Raw genomic sequence first — 16750 nt, forward strand, 5'->3', positions numbered from 1 at the left:
TGATCTCGGTCCTGACACCGGGAGACATTTCATGCTCATCCTTTCGTTGACCGTCCTGCTCACTGCCGGGGCGATGCAGGAATCGCATCCTGCGCCCGCCTCGCCGCCAGCCGGCGTCGGCTTCGTGATCCATGAGGCGGACACGATGGTGCGCCAGCCGCCGCCGCACAACGGCACGGGCATGAGCACGGCGTACCGAATCTCGGGCGTGGCGCCGAACCGGTCGATGCAGTTCAGGAAGCGTGTGATGCATCCGGGATCTTCTATCGGCCTGCATGTCATCGCCCACGACGAGGTCTATCATGTGGTCAGCGGGGAGGGGGACGTGACCACGGACGGCATCACGACCCGGATGAAGGCCGGCGATACGGCCTATCTGTATGACGGCGGCAATGTCGGCATCCAACAGGTGGGTGAGGACGATCTGGTGCTGATCATCGCCTATCCTCTGGCGCGTCGGACCGACTGACGCCGCACTTTCGCCCCTGTGGCGTTGCAAAAGTCAGTCCCCATCTGTATTTGACGCGGTTCTCCCCCGCGTTCGAGGAATTTCATGGCCCGCGTCACCGTCGAAGACTGCATCGAGAAGGTTCCGAACCGCTTTGGTCTGGTGCTGATTGCCGGCCACCGCGCCCGCAGCATCGCCAACGGCTCCGCCCTGACGATCGACCGCGACAACGACAAGAACCCCGTCGTGGCCCTGCGTGAGATCGCCGACGACACCGTGGTGCCGGACGAACTGCGCGAAACCATCATCACTACGCTGCAGCGCGTCGATGAGCGTACGGAAGCCGAGGACGAAGCGGAAACGGTCGCCCTGCTGGCCGCGCCGCAACATATGAACATGGCCGAGGCGGAACTGATCCGCGCCCTGCAAAGCGACCGCGACGGCGGTCAGGAGGAGCGGTACTGACGCCCGAGGGAGCCCCTGGCGTCACTATCCTGCCGGCGCGGACCGAAACGGTTCCGCCGGCACCCCAAGCTGCAAACAAAAACGACCCGAAATCGGCCGCCGCAGATCCTGCGGCGCCGGTCAAGCGCGCGCCGATCTTGCGCCAGTTCGAGCTGATCGAGGCCGTAAAGGCCTATGACCCGACCGCAGACGAAGCGCTTCTGAACCGCGCTTACGTCTATGCGATGAAGATGCACGGCTCGCAGATGCGGGCCTCAGGCGATCCCTATTTCGCGCACCCGATCCAGGTCGCGGGAATCCTGACCGACTACAAGCTCGACAGCGCCACCATCGTCACCGCCCTGCTGCACGATGTGGTCGAGGACACCTCGGCGACGCGCGATGATATCGCCGGCATGTTCGGCGAGGAGGTTGCTGTCCTGGTCGAGGGCGTGACCAAGCTGAGCAGGCTGGAACTTCAGGCCGAGCATACGCGCCAGGCCGAAAACCTGCGCAAGTTCATCCTGGCCATCAGCCGGGACGTGCGGGTGTTGCTGGTCAAGCTGGCCGACCGCCTGCACAACATGCGCACGCTTCAATATGTGAAACCGGAAAAGCGCGAGCGGATCAGCCGAGAAACGCTGGAGGTCTATGCGCCGCTGGGCCGGTCGATCGGCATCCATTCCATCGCCTCCGAGCTGGAAGAGCTGGCCTTCACCCACCTGAATCCGACCGCCAAGACCGCCATCGAGCGGCGGCTGGAGGCGCTGAAGCTAGAGCATGGCCGCGCCATTGAGGGCGTGGCGGACGAGGTCGAGCGGGTGCTGTCCGAGGCGGGCCTGAAGGCCAACGTCTATGGCCGGCAGAAGACGCCCTATTCGATCTGGCGCAAGCTGCAGCGCAAGTCGGTCGGGTTCTCGTCCCTGTCTGACATCTACGGCTTCCGCGTCATAGTCGAGGCGGAAGACGACTGTTATCGCGCGCTGGGGGTGATCCACCGCGAATGGCCGATGGTGCCCGAGCGGTTCAAGGACTTAATCTCGACGCCCAAGTCGAACAACTATCGCTCGCTGCACACGACCGTCGTCGGGCCGCGCGGTCTGCGCATCGAGATGCAGATCCGTACCGAGGACATGGACCGGATCGCGGAGGACGGCGTGGCGGCGCACTGGCGCTACAAGAACCAGTCCTACGGCTTCGACCGTGAGGCGATGGAGCAGGGCGGTGGGCGCGATCCGCTGCAGAACCTGCGCCACCTCGTTCAGGTGATCGAGCACGGCGAGGGCGGCGAGGACTGGGTCGAGCATGCCAAGCTCGAAATGTATCTGGATCAGGTGTTCGTCTTCACGCCCAAGGGTCAACTGGTGACCCTGCCGCGCGGTGGGATGCCGCTGGACTTTGCCTATGCCGTCCACACCGAGGTCGGGGACACGGCCGTCGGGGTCAAGGTCAATGGCGAGCTGAAACCGATGCGGACGCCGCTTCAGAACGGCGACGTGATCGAGATCATTCGCGGCTCCAAGCGCGAAGTGCCGGCCGACTGGCGCAGCCTGACGGTGACGGGCCGCGCGCGCTCGGCCATCCGCCGTCACATCCGCACGTCGGAGCGGGAAGAGTTCATCAAGCTTGGCCGCGTGGCGCTGGATCAGACGCTGGGGCGGGTGGAAAAGACCCTGACAGACGTGTCGTTGAAGCCGGTGCTGGAGATGCTGGCGGTCGCTAACGACGAGGATCTGTTCGAGGGGCTGGGCCGGGGTCGGCTGTCGCCCACGACCGCTGCCGAAATCCTGTTCCCCGCACTGAAAGGGCGGCTGAAGGCCGGGCCTGAGAAGCAGCGGATCGAGGGCGACAAGGCGCGGCTGTTCGTGCGCGGCGGCGGGCTGACGCCCGGTGTGACCGTGCATTTCGGTCAATGCTGCACGCCGGTGCCGGGTGACCGGATCGTGGGCATTCTGGAGCCGGAATCCGGCCTGACCGTACACACCATCGACTGCCAGACCCTGGCTGCCTTCGCGGACGATGATTCGGTCTGGCACGACCTGCAATGGACGCCCCAGGCTGAGACGGACGCCGTCGCCGCCGCCCGTATTCGCGCGACGATCCGCAATGCGCCGGGCGTGCTGGGCCAGGTCACAACCCTGATCGGCGAGGCCGGCGGCAATATCATCAACCTGTCGATGGCGCACCGTCAGCAGGACTTTTTTGACGTCGACGTGGACGTCGAGGTCGAGGACGCTAAACACGCGACCATGATCATGGCGGCGCTGCGGGCCAATCCGTCGGTCGATTCCGTCGAGCGCGCGCGGGGCGAATGAGCGATCCGACCAAGCCGAACGCGGCCCAGATGGCGTCGGCGTCCTATCGCATGGCGGCCATGGATCAGGACTTCCTGCTGGGCGATTCCATGCGTGGGGTGCGGTTCCTGATGGAATACGCCAAGCCCGAGGAGGCGCTGAGGGCTTGGGGCGTGCGCTCCACCATCGTCGTTTTCGGCAGCGCGCGCATCCGCGAGGGCCATCGCTGGTACGAAGAGGCGCGCGCCTTCGGTCGGCTGGCGTCCGAGCGGGGCGGGGCGTTTCGGGGTTCGGTGGGCGAGCCGCGCGACAACGTCATCGCCACCGGCGGCGGGCCGGGCATCATGGAGGCGGCCAATCGCGGTGCGGTGGATGCCGGCGCACCCTCCGTCGGGTTCAACATCGTCCTGCCGCACGAGCAGGAGCCGAACGCCTATTCGACGCCGGAGTTGACCTTTCTGTTCCACTATTTCGCGATGCGGAAGATGCATCTGGCGATGCGGGCCAATGCGCTGGTGGTCTTCCCTGGCGGGTTCGGCACCTTCGATGAGATGTTCGAGATGCTGACCCTGCGCCAGACGAAGAAAGCGCCGCCTGTGCCGGTCGTTCTGGTGGACAAGGCCTACTGGACCTCGGTCATCGGTTTCGACGCCTTGGTCGAACATGGGATGATCGCGCGCTCGGACCTGGACCTGATCGGTTTCGCCGAGGACGCCGAGGGTGTTTGGGCTGAACTGCTGGCGCGCGGGCTGCGGCCGAACGAAAACATCGAATGAAGCGTCGCCGGAGGGTTCATCCGCGCGCGATCCGGGTCTAGAACCCCTTCATGAACACCCAAGACGTCCTCAACGAGTTTCGCGACGCTGGCGCCCTGCGCGAAGGCCATTTCGTCCTGTCGTCGGGCCTGCACAGCCCGGTCTTCCTGCAGAAGAACCTGGTCTTCATGGACGGCGCGCGCTGCGAGCGGCTGTGCAAAGCCTTGGCCGACAAGATCGTCGCCACGGTCGGCCCGGTCGATGTCGCCATATCGCCTGCCGTGGGGGGCATCATCCCCGGCTATGAGACGGCCAAAAACCTGAAGGTCCGTTCGATGTACGTCGAACGCGAGGGCGGTCAGTTCAAGCTGCGTCGCGGCTTCTCGGTCGAGCCTGGTGAGAAGGTCGTCATGGTCGAGGACATCGTCACGACAGGTCTGTCGTCGCGTGAGTGCATCGCCGCCATCCAGGCGGCCGGGGGCGAGGTGATCGCCGCCGCCTGCATCGTCGATCGCTCGGGCGGCAAGGTGGACGTGGGCGTGCCGCTGATCGCCCTGGCCTCACTTGAGGTGCCGGCCTATGCGGCCGACGCCTTGCCGCCGGAACTGGCCGCGCTTCCGGTGGAAGATCCCGGCAGCCGCAGATTGTCGAAGTAGAGCCATGCGCGAACGGGTCAGGCTGGGCGTCAACATCGACCACGTCGCGACCGTGCGGAATGCGCGCGGTGGGACGCACCCCGATCCGGCCCGCGCGGCCGAGGCGGCCCTCGCGGCGGGCGCGGACGGCATCACCGCCCACCTGCGCGAAGATCGCCGCCACATCACCGACGCGGACATCGACGTGCTGAGTGCTCTGTGTGCGCGAGCGGGCAAGCCGTTGAATTTCGAGATGGCGGTGACCGAGGAAATGCTGGCCATCGCCATGCGTCATCGACCCCATGCCGCCTGCCTGGTGCCCGAGCGGCGCGAGGAGGTGACGACCGAGGGCGGTCTGGCGGTCGCCGGTCACGAGGCGCGGATCGCGCCTGTGGTCAAGACGCTGACGGACGCCGGCATACGGGTCTCGCTGTTCATCGAACCGTCCGAAGATCAGGTCGAGGCCGCCGCCGCCGTGGGCGCTCAGGTGGTGGAGTTCCACACCGGCCGCTATTGCCATCTGACCGATCCCGGCGAGCGTGAGGTCGAGTTCGAACGTTTAGCCGCCGCCGCCGCCCAGGCCGACATCCTGGGCCTGGAGGTCCACGCCGGGCACGGGCTGGATTACGCCACGGCGCCGCGCATGCTGGCGATCCCCGAGGTTCGTGAGTTGAACATCGGCCATTTCCTGATCGGCGATTCGATCTTCATCGGCCTGGACGGCGCGATCCGTCGCATGCGGGCCGCGATGGATTCGGCGAAATGATCGTCGGCGTGGGCGCGGACCTGTCGGACATTCGGCGCATCCAGGCGTCGTTGGATCGGTTTGGAGATCGCTTCAAAACCCGCTGCTTCACCGAACTGGAACGCTCCCGCTCGGATCGCAAGCCTGATCCGGCCTGGAGCTACGCCAAGCGGTTCGCGGCAAAGGAGGCCTGCGCCAAGGCGCTGGGCACGGGAATGCGGGCCGATGTCTATTGGCGGGACATGGGGGTGGTGAACCTGCGCTCCGGTCAGCCGACCCTGGCGCTGACTGGGCATGCCGCCAAGCATCTGGCGCGCCTGACGCCGGCGGGGCACGAGGCGAAAATCCACCTGACCCTGAGCGACGAACACCCCTATGCACTCGCCTTCGTGGTGATCGAAGCCTTGCCGCAGTCGTAATGAGGTTATAGGCGTGCGCGACGACCGCGAACACGCGGCAAGGGATGCCTGATCGCATGAGCGAAGACCAAAAGCCCCACGACGCCAAGCGTGACGCCACGCCCGAGGAAGTCTTCGCGGCGTCGGAGGCCGACGCGCCGGTCGAGGCGGTTAGGTCGCCGAGTTCGAACGCGACCACGTCAACCCAGAAGGTCTATGCGCAAAAGCCGGGCGGTCGCGACAAGACGCCGTCTGCCGCCAGCGAAACCGGTGAAATCTTTAAGACCATCGTCTTCGCCCTGCTGATCGCGATGGTGCTGCGGATCTTCCTGTTCCAGCCCTTCACCATCCCATCGGCCTCGATGGAGCCCAACCTCTACGAAGGCGACTATATCGTCGTGTCGAAGTGGTCGTATGGCTTCTCGAAACACTCGATCCCGTTCAGCCCGCCGCTGTTCGACGGCCGGATCATGGGCTCGGCGCCCAAGCGCGGCGACATCGTCGTGTTCAAACTGCCGCGTGACAACAAGACGGACTTCATCAAGCGCGTGATCGGCCTGCCTGGCGACCGCATCCAGATGATCGCCAACAAGCTGTATATCAACGACAAGCCGGTTCAGGACGTCGTCGTCAGCGAGCAGGAGATCAACGACATCTTCGGCCCGCGCCCCGTGACCGAGGTCCGTGAGACCCTGCCGGAAGGCAAGAGCTTCATGACCCAAGACTTCGGTCCCGGAAACGATCTGGACGACACCCCGGTCTATGAAGTCCCGGCTGGCCATTACTTCATGATGGGCGACAACCGCGACAACTCGATCGACAGCCGCGTCGAACAGTCCAGCGGCGTGGGCATGGTTCCGGCCGAGAACCTGGTCGGAAAGGCGCAGATCATCCTGTTCTCCTGGAAGCCTGGTTCGTCGCTGTGGAACCCCGTCAGCTGGTTCAACGTGCGGCTCGACCGGTTCTTCAACGTCTTGAAGTAATGACGAATACGCGAGCCGAAGCCGTCACGGCGCTGGAAACGCGCCTGGGACACACGTTCAAGGACAAGCCCCTGCTGGAGCGCGCCCTGACCCACGCCAGCGTGGGCGAGGGGGCGCCGGTCGGGATCCACGGCCCGCGCGACAACGAGCGGCTGGAGTTCCTGGGCGACCGGGTGCTGGGACTGCTGGTCGCCGAACGGCTGTCGACCGAGTTCCCGACGGCGGATGAGGGTCAGCTGTCCTCAAGCCTGCATGCTCTGGTCGATAAGACCGCCTGCGCCCGTGTCGGCGAGGCTTTGGGCGTCGGTCCGGCCATGCGTCTGTCGCCCGGCGAGACCAAGACGGGCGGGCGCCGCAAGGCAGGCGTCATCGCCGATGCGGTCGAAGCGATCCTGGCGGCCGTCTATCTGGACGGCGGCCTGGATGCGGCGCGGCGCTTCTTCGAAGTCGCCTGGGCCGACGAACTGTCGGCGCCGCCGTCGCGCACCGTGACCAACCCCAAGTCGGCGTTGCAGGAATGGGCGCAAGGCAAGGGCAGGCCGCTGCCCACCTATCGCGTGTCGGATCGGACGGGTTCGGATCATGCGCCCACGTTCACCGTCGAAGTTTCCGTCCAGGACGTGCAGCCCTTGACCGCGCAAGGGCGTTCGCGTCAGGAGGCGGAGAAGGCGGCCGCAACGGCTCTCCTCAAACGTGAAGGCGTCATTTGACCGATTTCGAAAACCAGCGCGCGGGCTTCGCCGCCATAATCGGCGCGCCGAACGCCGGCAAGTCCACGCTGGTGAACCGGCTGACAGGGTCCAAGGTCTCCATCGTCACGCAGAAGGTGCAGACCACGCGCTTTCCCGTGCGGGGCATTGCCATGGAAGGCGACGCCCAGATCGTGCTGGTGGATACGCCCGGCATCTTCACCCCGCGCCGTCGCCTGGACCGGGCCATGGTCGCCTCGGCCTGGGGCGGGGCGCAGGATGCAGATATCGTCGTCCACCTGATCGACGCCCAGTCGCACATCAACTCGGAAGGCCGTGAAGGCACGGCGGCGGATCGCCGCTCGGCCGAGGACACCGAGACCATCATAGCCAACCTGCAATCCACCGGCACCAAGGTGGTGCTGGCGCTGAACAAGATCGACGGCATGCGCCGCGACACCCTGCTGGCTCTGTCGCAGAAGATGTTCGAGAGCGGCGTCTATTCCGAGGTCTATATGATCTCGGCCGCCAACGGCGACGGCGTCAAGGACCTGAAACAGCGTCTGGCCCTGTCCATGCCCAAGGGGCCGTGGCTCTATCCCGAGGATCAGGCGGCCGATGTGCCTGTGCGGGTTCTGGCGGCGGAGATCACGCGCGAGAAGGTCTATCTGCGCGTCCACGAAGAACTGCCCTATTCAGCGGCGGTCGAGACGACCAGTTTCGAGGAGCGCGCCGACGGCTCGGCTCGGATTGAACAGACCATCTATGTCGAGCGCGAGAGCCAGCGGCCCATCGTCCTGGGCAAGGGCGGCCAGACGCTGAAATGGATCGGCCAGAAGTCGCGCGAGGAGCTGAACGAGTTGCTCGGCCGCCAGGTCCACCTGTTCCTGACCGTCAAGGTCGATCCGAAGTGGCAGGATTCGCGGGCGCTCTACGCCCAGTTCGGTCTGGATTTTGACGTCTGAGTTCCTGTGTTTGAAGTACCGCGTACCGCCGGGGGCCATCCCCGGCTCGTTCTGGGCGTCCTTGGGGCGCTGATCCTCGGCGGCGCGGTCTGGGGCGGCATCGCCACGGCTGTTCCACCCAAGACCGATGCAGCCTTGGTGACGGAGCGGGCCGATGCGCCGCCGCGTCCGCCCTTGGTCGTGGTTCATGACCTGCCGCAACTGGCGGCGCGCCTGGATCGCGAGGGGGCAGCTGGTCGGTTCATGGGGGCGGTTCTGGTGGCCAAGGGCGACCGGGTGCTGTTCCGCCAGGTCTATGGCAAGGCGAACTATGAGCGAGACCAGCCTCTGGCGCTCAATTCGCGTTTCCGCCTGGCCTCGATCTCCAAACAGTTCACGGCGACGGCGATCCTGAAGCTTCAGGACGAAGGCAAGTTGAACGTCTCCGATCCCGTCTGCAAATGGATTCAGCCCTGCCCGCCGGCCTGGGCGTCGGTGCGGATCAGCCATTTGCTGTCGCACACCTCGGGCATTCCCGACCTGATGGCGCGGCCCGGTTGGGGCATGCGACGCACGACCCCGGCGACGCTGGATGAACTGACAGAGGATTCGAAGCGGTTTGGTCTTCAGTTCGAACCGGGAACCGAGGTCCGATACGACAACGCCGCCTTCAACCTGGCCGCCGCCATCGTCGAAAAGGCCAGCGGCAAGCCCTATCAGACCTATATGCGCGAGACCTTCTTCAAGCCTCTGGGCATGAAGGACAGCGGACTGGATCTGGACGGCGGTGAGCACGGCGTCATCATGGGCTACGCCAACTTTCCCGGCGGCCTGGCGGCCCAGCCGAACGCCAATACCTCCATCGTTGCGGGGGCGGGCGCGGTCTATTCGACGCTGGACGACCTGCTGGTCTGGCAAAGAGCGCTGCATCGCGGCGCGCTGCTGACGCCGGGCAGTTACCAGCAGATGCTGGCCGACCATGCGCCAGCGGACATGAAACCGAACGAACGCAGCCATCCGCGTCGGGACTGGGGTTTCGGCATCTTCGCCAATCGCCTGGGCGATCAGGTGCAGCCCAGTTTCCAGGACCGCCAGATCTATCACACCGGTAGCTGGGGCGGGTTCCGCAACCTGATGCTCTATCAGCCCGACGCCGACGTGACGGTGATCGTCCTGTCCAACAACTATCACCTGCGCGACCAAGTCTTCCTGATCAGCCAGCAGGCGATGGCCGAGGCCCTGGGCCGCGAGTTTCCGACCACGCTGGCGCGCTGAGGGGAACATCGGAGGTGAATGTCGGTTAGCAGAATGCCGACAGGAAGGACCGCCGATGAAAGCCTTGATTCTCAACTGCACGCTGAAACCGTCGCCTGAGACATCCAGCACCGAAGCCCTGGCCCAGGTGGTTATCGACGAACTGGCGAAGGGCGGAGCCGAGACCGAGCTGGTGCGGCTGGTCGATCTGAACCTCAAACCCGGTGTGAAGACCGACGAGGGCGAAGGCGACGACTGGCCTTCGGTTCATGCCAAGATCATGGCTGCAAACATCGTGGTCTTCGCCACGCCCACCTGGGTCGGCCAGATGTCCAGTGTTTGCATGCGGGCGCTGGAGCGGATGGACGCTCTCTTTGAGGAAACTGACGACGGTGGTCGTCCTGTGGCCTTCGGCAAGGTTGCGGGTATCGTCATCACGGGGAACGAGGACGGGGCCCACCACATCGTCGCCACCGTATCTCAGGCCCTGATCGACATGGGCTTCACAATCCCGGCCCAAAGCTGGACCTACTGGCACCTCGGCCCAGGCGCAGGGCCCGACTATGTCGAGACCGACCAGGGGCACGACTATTCTGATCGAGTGGGGCGCAATGCGGCGCGTAACCTGCTGGCTTTGGCCAGGGTGTTGAAGCCAGATACCTATCCTGTTCCAGAAAGCGGGGAACAGGACTAGAACAGCGACATGATCGCTGTCCTGCTCGCCGCTCTCGTTCTTCAGTCGTCCGCGCCGCCCCTCGCGGCCATGGTGCCGCCGCGCGATGACTCTATCGGCATCCGAGCTCAGCAGGGTGGAAGCGAGGCCGCTACAACCCTGGATCGCATGCATCAGGCGGCGTCCCGGGCGGATGGTGCGACCTATTTCGACCAGTTCTCCACTGGGGCGCGCTTCATTGGCACCGATGCTTCGGAGCATTGGGACATCGAACAGTTCAAGGCTTATGCCGAACCGTTGTTCGCCAAGGGCCAGGGTTGGACCTATCGTCCGCGCGATCGGACCGTGATAGTTTCAGGAGACTTCGCCTGGTTCGATGAAAAGTTGGACAATGACGCTTATGGCGAGTTGCGGGGTTCCGGGCTTCTCCGTCGACAAGGGGGCGGAGAGATTTGGAAGATCGAGCAATATGTCCTGAGCTTCGCGATTCCGAATGACGACGCGCGCGCAGTCGTCGACCTCATTCGCGATCCCGCCGAAGCCCCCTGATGGACTTCCACGAAGAGGCGTTCGTGCTGTCTGCGCGCAGCCATGGGGACACGGGGTCGGTCGTGGACCTGTTGACTGAAACCCATGGTCGGCGGTCCGCCTATGTGGCGGGCGGAGCGTCGCGCAAGATGAAGCCGTTTCTGCAGGTTGGGGCGCGGGTCGTGGCGGACTATCGAGCGCGGACCTCGGACCATCTGGGCGCTGCGCGACTGGAGCCGATGGGCGAGGGCCCCAGCGCCCTGTTCGACGACGCCTTGGCGCTGACCGGGCTGGCGGCGGCGGCCGGCGTGGCGCAAGGGGCCTTGCCTGAGCGCGAACCGCATCCCGGCGTCTTTCTGGCGTTCGAGGCGTTGATGGCGGCCTTCGCCTTGCCGGATGTCTGGCCGGCGATCTTCGTGCGGTTCGAGGCGGGGCTGCTGGAAGACCTGGGCTTTGGCCTCGATCTGTCGAAATGCGCAGCGACGGGCACGGCCGACGACCTGATCTACGTCAGTCCGCGCACCGGCCGGGCGGTCAGCCGCGACGCCGGCGCGCCCTATGCCGACAAGATGCTGACCCTCCCGCCCTTCATGCTGGGCGCCCAGGCGGGACTGATCGAGGGCGACGTGAAGGCCGGGTTCGACCTGACCGGGCATTTCCTCGAACAGTTCGTGTTCCACCCGCAGAACAAGCCCCTGCCGCCCGCGCGCGTCTGGATGCTGGACAAGCTGGCCGACGCCGGACGCCTCTAGCCGAAGGTGAAGGCGAAGACCTGAACGCCGGGATCCAGGAACTCGATCTCGAACGTCCGTTCTCGCACCGCGCCCGTCTGGCGGACCAACTGATAAAGCCGTTCGCCCTCGACGCGGCCCAGGCCCTGGGCGTCGATGTCGCTGCCGGCGTTCGCACCCGGCGCCACGCCATCGATACGCACGCGGAAACGGACCGGAGAGCCCGGCTTGCTCGGCCCCATGACCAGATGTAGGTCACGAGCCTTGAAGCGGAAGGCGACACGCCCGCCGGCAGCCTGAAGGTCGGCGTGCTCGCGGGTGACCCTCCAGCGGCCGGACAGGTTCCAGCCGTTCAATTGCAGCGGCGCGGCGACGTAATCCTTGATGACATCATTGGCCAGGCCGCCGGGCGAACGGAAGTTCTCGGCGCGCGCATAGCCGACATAGGTTTCCGGCGATTCGACCTGGGCCATGTCGGCGGCGGCCTCTGCACCCTGGGCCTGGATGCTGACGAAATTGCTGGCGACGTTGGCGGCCCCGGCTTCCTTGAGCAGTTGCTGGATCACCCGTTCGGAGCCCGCATAGTCGCCTTCGCCGAAGTGGTGATGACGAATCTGTCCCTTGGCGTCGATGAAGTAGTGGGCGGGCCAGTACTGGTTCTTGAACGCACGCCAGATGCCGAACTCGTTGTCCATGGCGACGGGATAGGTGATGCCCAGCCGCTGAATGTTCTGACGGACGTTGGCCTCGGATTTCTCGAAGGCGAACTCGGGCGTGTGGACGCCGATCACCACCAGGCCCTGATTCTTGTACTTTTCGGCCCAGGCGCGGACGTAGGGGATGGAGCGGATGCAGTTGATGCAGGAGTAGGTCCAGAAATCGACCACCACGACCTTGCCCTTCAACTGCTCCGTCGTCAGGGGGGGGCTGTTGATCCAGGTCGTCGCGCCGGTCAGCGGTGGCATGACGCCCTCGACCGGCAGGTTGGCCAGATCGGTCGGCGCTGCGTTCGTCGGCATGCCTCGACCGATGCCGCCCAGCAGCGCCTGTTCGATCCGGCCCGTGCTGGCGGCGGAAATCCGGGTCAACAAACCGGTATCGGCGCCTAGGCCAATAATGACCACGCCGATCAGGACCAGCACGCCCAAGCCGCGCCGCACCCATTCGCCGACGCCCAGCGCGCCCTTCATGGCCTTGAACACCCGACCTCCGACCAGCAGGGCCAGGCCCAATGAGGTCGCCGCGCCCGCCGCATAGGCCAGCAGCAGCACTGTCGTGCCGACGCCCGCGCCCTGAAGTGCGGCGCCCGTCAGAATTACGCCCAGGATCGGCCCCGCGCACGGCGCCCACAGCAAGCCCGTAGCCACACCCAGCAACAGCGAAGACCGCACCTCGCCCTGATCCCCACTGTGACGTTCCGCACGGTCCGTCAGCCAAGACCCGGCGGCGACGAAGGGCCGCATCAGCCGGTCGCCCAGGGCGGGCAATAACAGGCTGAGTCCCAGCACCGCCATGACCGCCAGGGCGATCCACCGCCCGACCTCATTGGCCCGCACCGCCCAGCCCCCGCCAAGCGCCGCCAGGGTCGCAACCCCCGCAAACGTCACCGCCATGCCGACGAGCAGCGGCAGGCCGTTGCGCATGAACGGTCGATCGGCGCGAGCGAAGACGAAGGGCAAAACCGGCAAAATGCACGGGCTGACGATGGTCAGGACGCCGGCGAGATAGGAGAGCAGGAACAGGATCATGGCGCAGCCTGACGAGAAGGGTGGTTCTTCCCTACGTTCGAACCGACGGCGCGGTTGGTTTCATCGCTGCGGAAAATATTCGCGGCGCGGTCGATTTCATCAGCCAGGGTCCGCACGAGTTGATCCGCAGGCATGATACGGGACAGCGGAGCGCCCTGTCCGGCCCAATGTGCGGCATAGCCGTCGTCGCCTGCCGCCTTCGCGGCGGCGTTCAGTGCCTTGCCGATGTCGTAAGCGCGGGGATAGGCGGCGATTCGGTCGGGGTCGGCAGACCGCATGAAATCGTTCTCCAAGCCACGCGCCGGTCGCCCCGACAAAACAGCGGAGACCTGCGTCCGGTGGGCATTCGGCCCAGCCATGGCCTGGCGATAGGCCTCGTCGGCCACCGATTCAGGGCAGGGCACGAAGGCGGTGCCCAATTGCGCGCCAGCCGCCCCAAGCATCATGGCCGCCGCCACGCCTTGCCCGTCCATGATGCCGCCGGCGGCGATGACAGGAATGGTCAACTGCCGGGCTAGCATGCGCGTCAAAGGCAAGGTTGCGAGCCGCAGGTCGTCGGCGGGATCGAACACGCCCCGATGTCCGCCGGCCTCCCAGCCCTGGGCGACTACCATGTCGATCCCCGCCGCCTGGACGGCCTGACCTTCGGCGGGCGAGGTTGCGGTGGCCAGCAGGACGATTCCGGCTGTCTTCAACGCAGCGATCTGACGCGGCGTCGGCAGGCCGAAATGAAAGCTGACGGCGGCAGGCCGTTCTTCCAACAGCACCTGAAGCTTCGCCTCGTCCGTCAGGAAGCTGGCGTAGATGTCGCGCAGCTGCTCAGGCGGTCCGGCGTCGAACCGGTCGAACAAGGGCCGCAAACTGTCGATCCAGCTCTGGTCGCCGTCGGGGTCGGGCGCCGGGGTGGCATGGCAGAAGACGTTGACGTTGAACGGCCGATTGGTCAGGGCGCGGGTCGTCCGAATCTGACGCAGCGCTTCTTCGGCGTCCACGGCGCCGATCGCGATGGAGCCGAGCGCGCCGGCGTTGGACACGGCTGCGGCGAGGGCAGGCGTCGATGTGCCCGCCATCGGCGCCTGAATGATCGGATGTCGAAGGCGGAAGGCTTGCGTCAGGCCAGTGTTCACGGTGCGCTCCTTGCTGACGTCCACTTATGCGCCGACGACACGATCCAAAAGAGCGTTCATGCGTTCGCCGCGCCAACTATCCCCGACTTAGACGCCGCTTCGGGCTAGACTTCCGGCTTCCCATCCCCGATTCGCTGGCCCATGACGATCCATGCCCCGCCGCCGGAAGGCGGCCGTATCATCGACGAGCCGATGGAGACGGCGCTCAGCCGCCGCTATCTGGCCTACGCCCTGTCGACCATCACCAACCGCGCGCTGCCGGACGTGCGCGACGGGTTCAAGCCCGTGCACCGGCGCATCCTGTACGCCATGCACCAGATGCGGCTGAACCCGCAGGCGGCGGCGCGCAAATGCGCCAAGGTCGTCGGCGAGGTCATGGGCGGATATCACCCGCACGGCGACGCCTCGATCTATGAGGCCCTGGTGCGTCTGGCCCAGGATTTCGCTCAGCGTTATCCGCTGGTCGACGGCCAGGGAAACTTCGGCAATATCGACGGCGATAGCGCCGCCGCGATGCGCTACACCGAGTGCAAGCTGACGCCCGCCGCCGTGCTGCTGCTGGACGGGATCGATCAGGATTCAGTCGATTTCCGCGCCACCTATGACGATCAGGACGAAGAGCCGATCGTCTTGCCGGCCGGCTTCCCAAATCTGCTGGCCAACGGCTCCTCCGGCATCGCCGTCGGCATGGCGACCTCGATCCCGCCGCACAATGTCGGTGAGCTGATCGACGCCTGCCAGATGCTGCTGGACCGGCCCGAGACGACGACCGCCGAACTGGTGCAACTGGTGCCGGGACCGGACTTCCCGACCGGCGGCGTGGCGGTCGAAGGCCATGCTTCGATCCTGGACGCCTATGAGACGGGTAGGGGCGGGGTGCGTCTGCGGGCGCGTTGGGAGACCGAGGATCTGGGGCGCGGCGTGTGGCGGATCATCGTCACAGAGATGCCTTATCAGGTGCAGAAATCGCGCCTGATCGAGGCGTTGGCGGACCTGATCGAGCACAAGAAGGCGCCGCTTCTGGGCGACGTGCGCGACGAGTCGGCCGAGGATATCCGCCTGATCCTGGAGCCCAAGAACCGCACCATCGAGCCTGAAATGCTGATGGAAAGCCTGTTCAAACTGTCAGATCTGGAGGTCCGCTTCCCTATCAACATGAACGTGCTGGACGCCAGCGGCACGCCGCGCGTCATGGGGCTGAAGGACTGCCTGCGCGCCTTCCTGGATCACCGCCGCGTGGTGCTGAACCGGCGTTCGCAATGGCGGATCGAGCGGGTCGAGAAGAGGCTGCACCTGCTGGAAGGCTTGCGCATCGTCTTCCTCAACCTGGACGAGGTGATCCGGATCGTTCGCGAGGAGGAGCAGCCTAAGGCGGTGCTGATCGCCCGCTTCGGTCTGACGGAAGCCCAGTCCGACTATATTCTCGACACCCGTTTGCGTCAGCTGGCGCGGATCGAGGAGATGGCGATCGAGAAGGAATTCAATGCGCTGTCGGAAGAACTTGCGCATCTGCAAGCGCTGACGTCGTCGGAAGGCAAGCAGTGGAAGGCCGTGTCCAAGGAGCTGGACGTGGTGCGCAAGGCGCTGATCTCGCCGCGCCGGACCACCATCGCGGAGGCCGTCGACAGCTCGGCCTTCGTCGCACCCGAGGCCTTCATCCCGCGTGAGGCGATAACCGTAATCCTGTCGGAACGCGGCTGGATTCGCGCCGCCAAGGGCAAGGTCGAGGATCCGTCGGAGCTGAAGTTCAAGGAAGGCGACCAACTGGCCTACCTCGTGCCGGCCTATACGACCGACAAGCTGCTTGTGGCGGCGTCGGACGGGCGCATCTTCACCATCGGGGCCGACAAGCTGGCGTCGGGTCGCGGGCACGGCGAGCCGCTGCGCCTGATGATCGATCTGGATGAAAAGGCCGAGATCATCAACGTCCTGGCGCACCAGCCCGGCGGCAAGCTGCTGATCGCGTCGAAGGCCGGTTACGGCTTCATCGCGCCGGAAGACGAGACCCTGGCCCAGAAGCGCGGCGGCAAACAGGTGCTGAACGGCGATCTGCTGGCCGTATTGCGCGTCACCGGGGATCACGTTGCGACCGTCGGCGAGAACATCAAGGCCTTGATCTTCCCACTATCCGAACTGCCCGAAATGGGGCGTGGCAAGGGCGTAAGGCTGCAAAACTACAAACAGGGCGGCCTAGCCGACGTGGCGGTGTTCAATGCCGACCAGGGGCCGGAATGGACCGACGGCGGGGGGCGCCGTCGCAACTGGCCCGACTGGAAGGACTGGCTAGGCAAGCGCGCTGGCGCCGGCCGTCAGGGACCGCGGGGGTTGAGGAAGTTCAGGTAAAGTTGAGTCGT

The 16750-nt window shown here is 65.5% G+C and carries 17 protein-coding genes; 15 read left to right on the top strand and 2 right to left on the bottom strand.

All coding sequences use genetic code 11. From position 1 onward, the window contains the following. Positions 1 to 31 precede the first annotated feature (31 nt). From CHRYSEO8AT_RS14720 to recO, 14 genes are all read left to right on the top strand, one after another. The gene (locus CHRYSEO8AT_RS14720; protein WP_236547560.1) at positions 32 to 469 is read left to right on the top strand and encodes a cupin domain-containing protein; all 438 of its coding nucleotides are present in this window, start codon (positions 32 to 34) and stop codon (positions 467 to 469) included. Between the two features lie 84 nt (positions 470 to 553). Then, positions 554 to 913 (top strand): DNA-directed RNA polymerase subunit omega, encoded by a 360-nt coding sequence (gene rpoZ / locus CHRYSEO8AT_RS14725; RefSeq protein ID WP_159851259.1) that lies wholly within the window; start codon positions 554 to 556, stop codon positions 911 to 913. 134 nt (positions 914 to 1047) lie between these two features. After that, the gene (locus CHRYSEO8AT_RS14730; RefSeq protein WP_201304549.1) at positions 1048 to 3207 is read left to right on the top strand and encodes a bifunctional (p)ppGpp synthetase/guanosine-3',5'-bis(diphosphate) 3'-pyrophosphohydrolase; all 2160 of its coding nucleotides are present in this window, start codon (positions 1048 to 1050) and stop codon (positions 3205 to 3207) included. Beyond that, complete coding sequence (locus CHRYSEO8AT_RS14735) at positions 3204 to 3962, top strand: TIGR00730 family Rossman fold protein (protein ID WP_159851261.1); 759 nt, start codon at positions 3204 to 3206, stop codon at positions 3960 to 3962. Before CHRYSEO8AT_RS14730 ends, CHRYSEO8AT_RS14735 begins: the two co-directional genes overlap by 4 nt. Positions 3963 to 4012: 50 nt before the next feature. Then, positions 4013 to 4597: an orotate phosphoribosyltransferase gene (gene pyrE / locus CHRYSEO8AT_RS14740; RefSeq protein ID WP_159851263.1), complete on the top strand. Its 585-nt coding sequence runs from the start codon at positions 4013 to 4015 to the stop codon at positions 4595 to 4597. A 4-nt stretch (positions 4598 to 4601) separates the two neighbouring features. Then, positions 4602 to 5342, top strand: a complete 741-nt coding sequence (locus CHRYSEO8AT_RS14745) for a pyridoxine 5'-phosphate synthase (RefSeq protein ID WP_159851265.1) — start codon at positions 4602 to 4604, stop codon at positions 5340 to 5342. Beyond that, positions 5339 to 5740 (top strand): holo-ACP synthase, encoded by a 402-nt coding sequence (gene acpS, locus CHRYSEO8AT_RS14750; RefSeq protein ID WP_159851267.1) that lies wholly within the window; start codon positions 5339 to 5341, stop codon positions 5738 to 5740. The genes CHRYSEO8AT_RS14745 and acpS overlap by 4 nt, the downstream gene beginning before the upstream one ends. Positions 5741 to 5796: 56 nt before the next feature. Further along, complete coding sequence (gene lepB, locus CHRYSEO8AT_RS14755) at positions 5797 to 6702, top strand: signal peptidase I (protein WP_159851269.1); 906 nt, start codon at positions 5797 to 5799, stop codon at positions 6700 to 6702. Continuing rightward, positions 6702 to 7412, top strand: coding sequence for a ribonuclease III (rnc, locus tag CHRYSEO8AT_RS14760; protein WP_159851270.1), 711 nt, complete (start codon positions 6702 to 6704; stop codon positions 7410 to 7412). Before lepB ends, rnc begins: the two co-directional genes overlap by 1 nt. Beyond that, on the top strand, positions 7409 to 8356 hold the full coding sequence (gene era / locus CHRYSEO8AT_RS14765; protein WP_159851272.1) for a GTPase Era: 948 nt from the start codon (positions 7409 to 7411) through the stop codon (positions 8354 to 8356). The genes rnc and era overlap by 4 nt, the downstream gene beginning before the upstream one ends. A 6-nt stretch (positions 8357 to 8362) precedes the next feature. After that, positions 8363 to 9610: a serine hydrolase gene (locus CHRYSEO8AT_RS14770; RefSeq protein WP_159851274.1), complete on the top strand. Its 1248-nt coding sequence runs from the start codon at positions 8363 to 8365 to the stop codon at positions 9608 to 9610. Positions 9611 to 9665: 55 nt separating this feature from the next. Then, the gene (locus tag CHRYSEO8AT_RS14775; RefSeq protein WP_159851275.1) at positions 9666 to 10283 is read left to right on the top strand and encodes a flavodoxin family protein; all 618 of its coding nucleotides are present in this window, start codon (positions 9666 to 9668) and stop codon (positions 10281 to 10283) included. Between the two features lie 9 nt (positions 10284 to 10292). Continuing rightward, a complete protein-coding gene (locus CHRYSEO8AT_RS14780) occupies positions 10293 to 10811 on the top strand; it encodes a nuclear transport factor 2 family protein (RefSeq protein WP_236547562.1) in 519 nt (172 codons plus the stop codon). Further along, positions 10811 to 11542, top strand: coding sequence for a DNA repair protein RecO (recO, locus tag CHRYSEO8AT_RS14785; RefSeq protein ID WP_159851277.1), 732 nt, complete (start codon positions 10811 to 10813; stop codon positions 11540 to 11542). Before CHRYSEO8AT_RS14780 ends, recO begins: the two co-directional genes overlap by 1 nt. Here recO and CHRYSEO8AT_RS14790 read toward each other — a convergent pair. After that, a complete protein-coding gene (locus CHRYSEO8AT_RS14790; protein ID WP_159851279.1) occupies positions 11539 to 13269 on the bottom strand; it encodes a cytochrome c biogenesis protein DipZ in 1731 nt (576 codons plus the stop codon). The genes recO and CHRYSEO8AT_RS14790 overlap by 4 nt on opposite strands. Beyond that, positions 13266 to 14396: a nitronate monooxygenase family protein gene (locus CHRYSEO8AT_RS14795; RefSeq protein ID WP_236547563.1), complete on the bottom strand. Its 1131-nt coding sequence runs from the start codon at positions 14394 to 14396 to the stop codon at positions 13266 to 13268. The genes CHRYSEO8AT_RS14790 and CHRYSEO8AT_RS14795 overlap by 4 nt, the downstream gene beginning before the upstream one ends. 141 nt (positions 14397 to 14537) lie before the next feature. On the opposite strand from CHRYSEO8AT_RS14795, the gene parC reads away from it, so the two are divergent. Beyond that, on the top strand, positions 14538 to 16739 hold the full coding sequence (gene parC, locus CHRYSEO8AT_RS14800; protein WP_159851281.1) for a DNA topoisomerase IV subunit A: 2202 nt from the start codon (positions 14538 to 14540) through the stop codon (positions 16737 to 16739). Positions 16740 to 16750 lie beyond the last annotated feature (11 nt).

The sequence above is a fragment of the Brevundimonas sp. G8 genome (genome assembly GCF_902506205.1).
Classification (GTDB): domain Bacteria; phylum Pseudomonadota; class Alphaproteobacteria; order Caulobacterales; family Caulobacteraceae; genus Brevundimonas.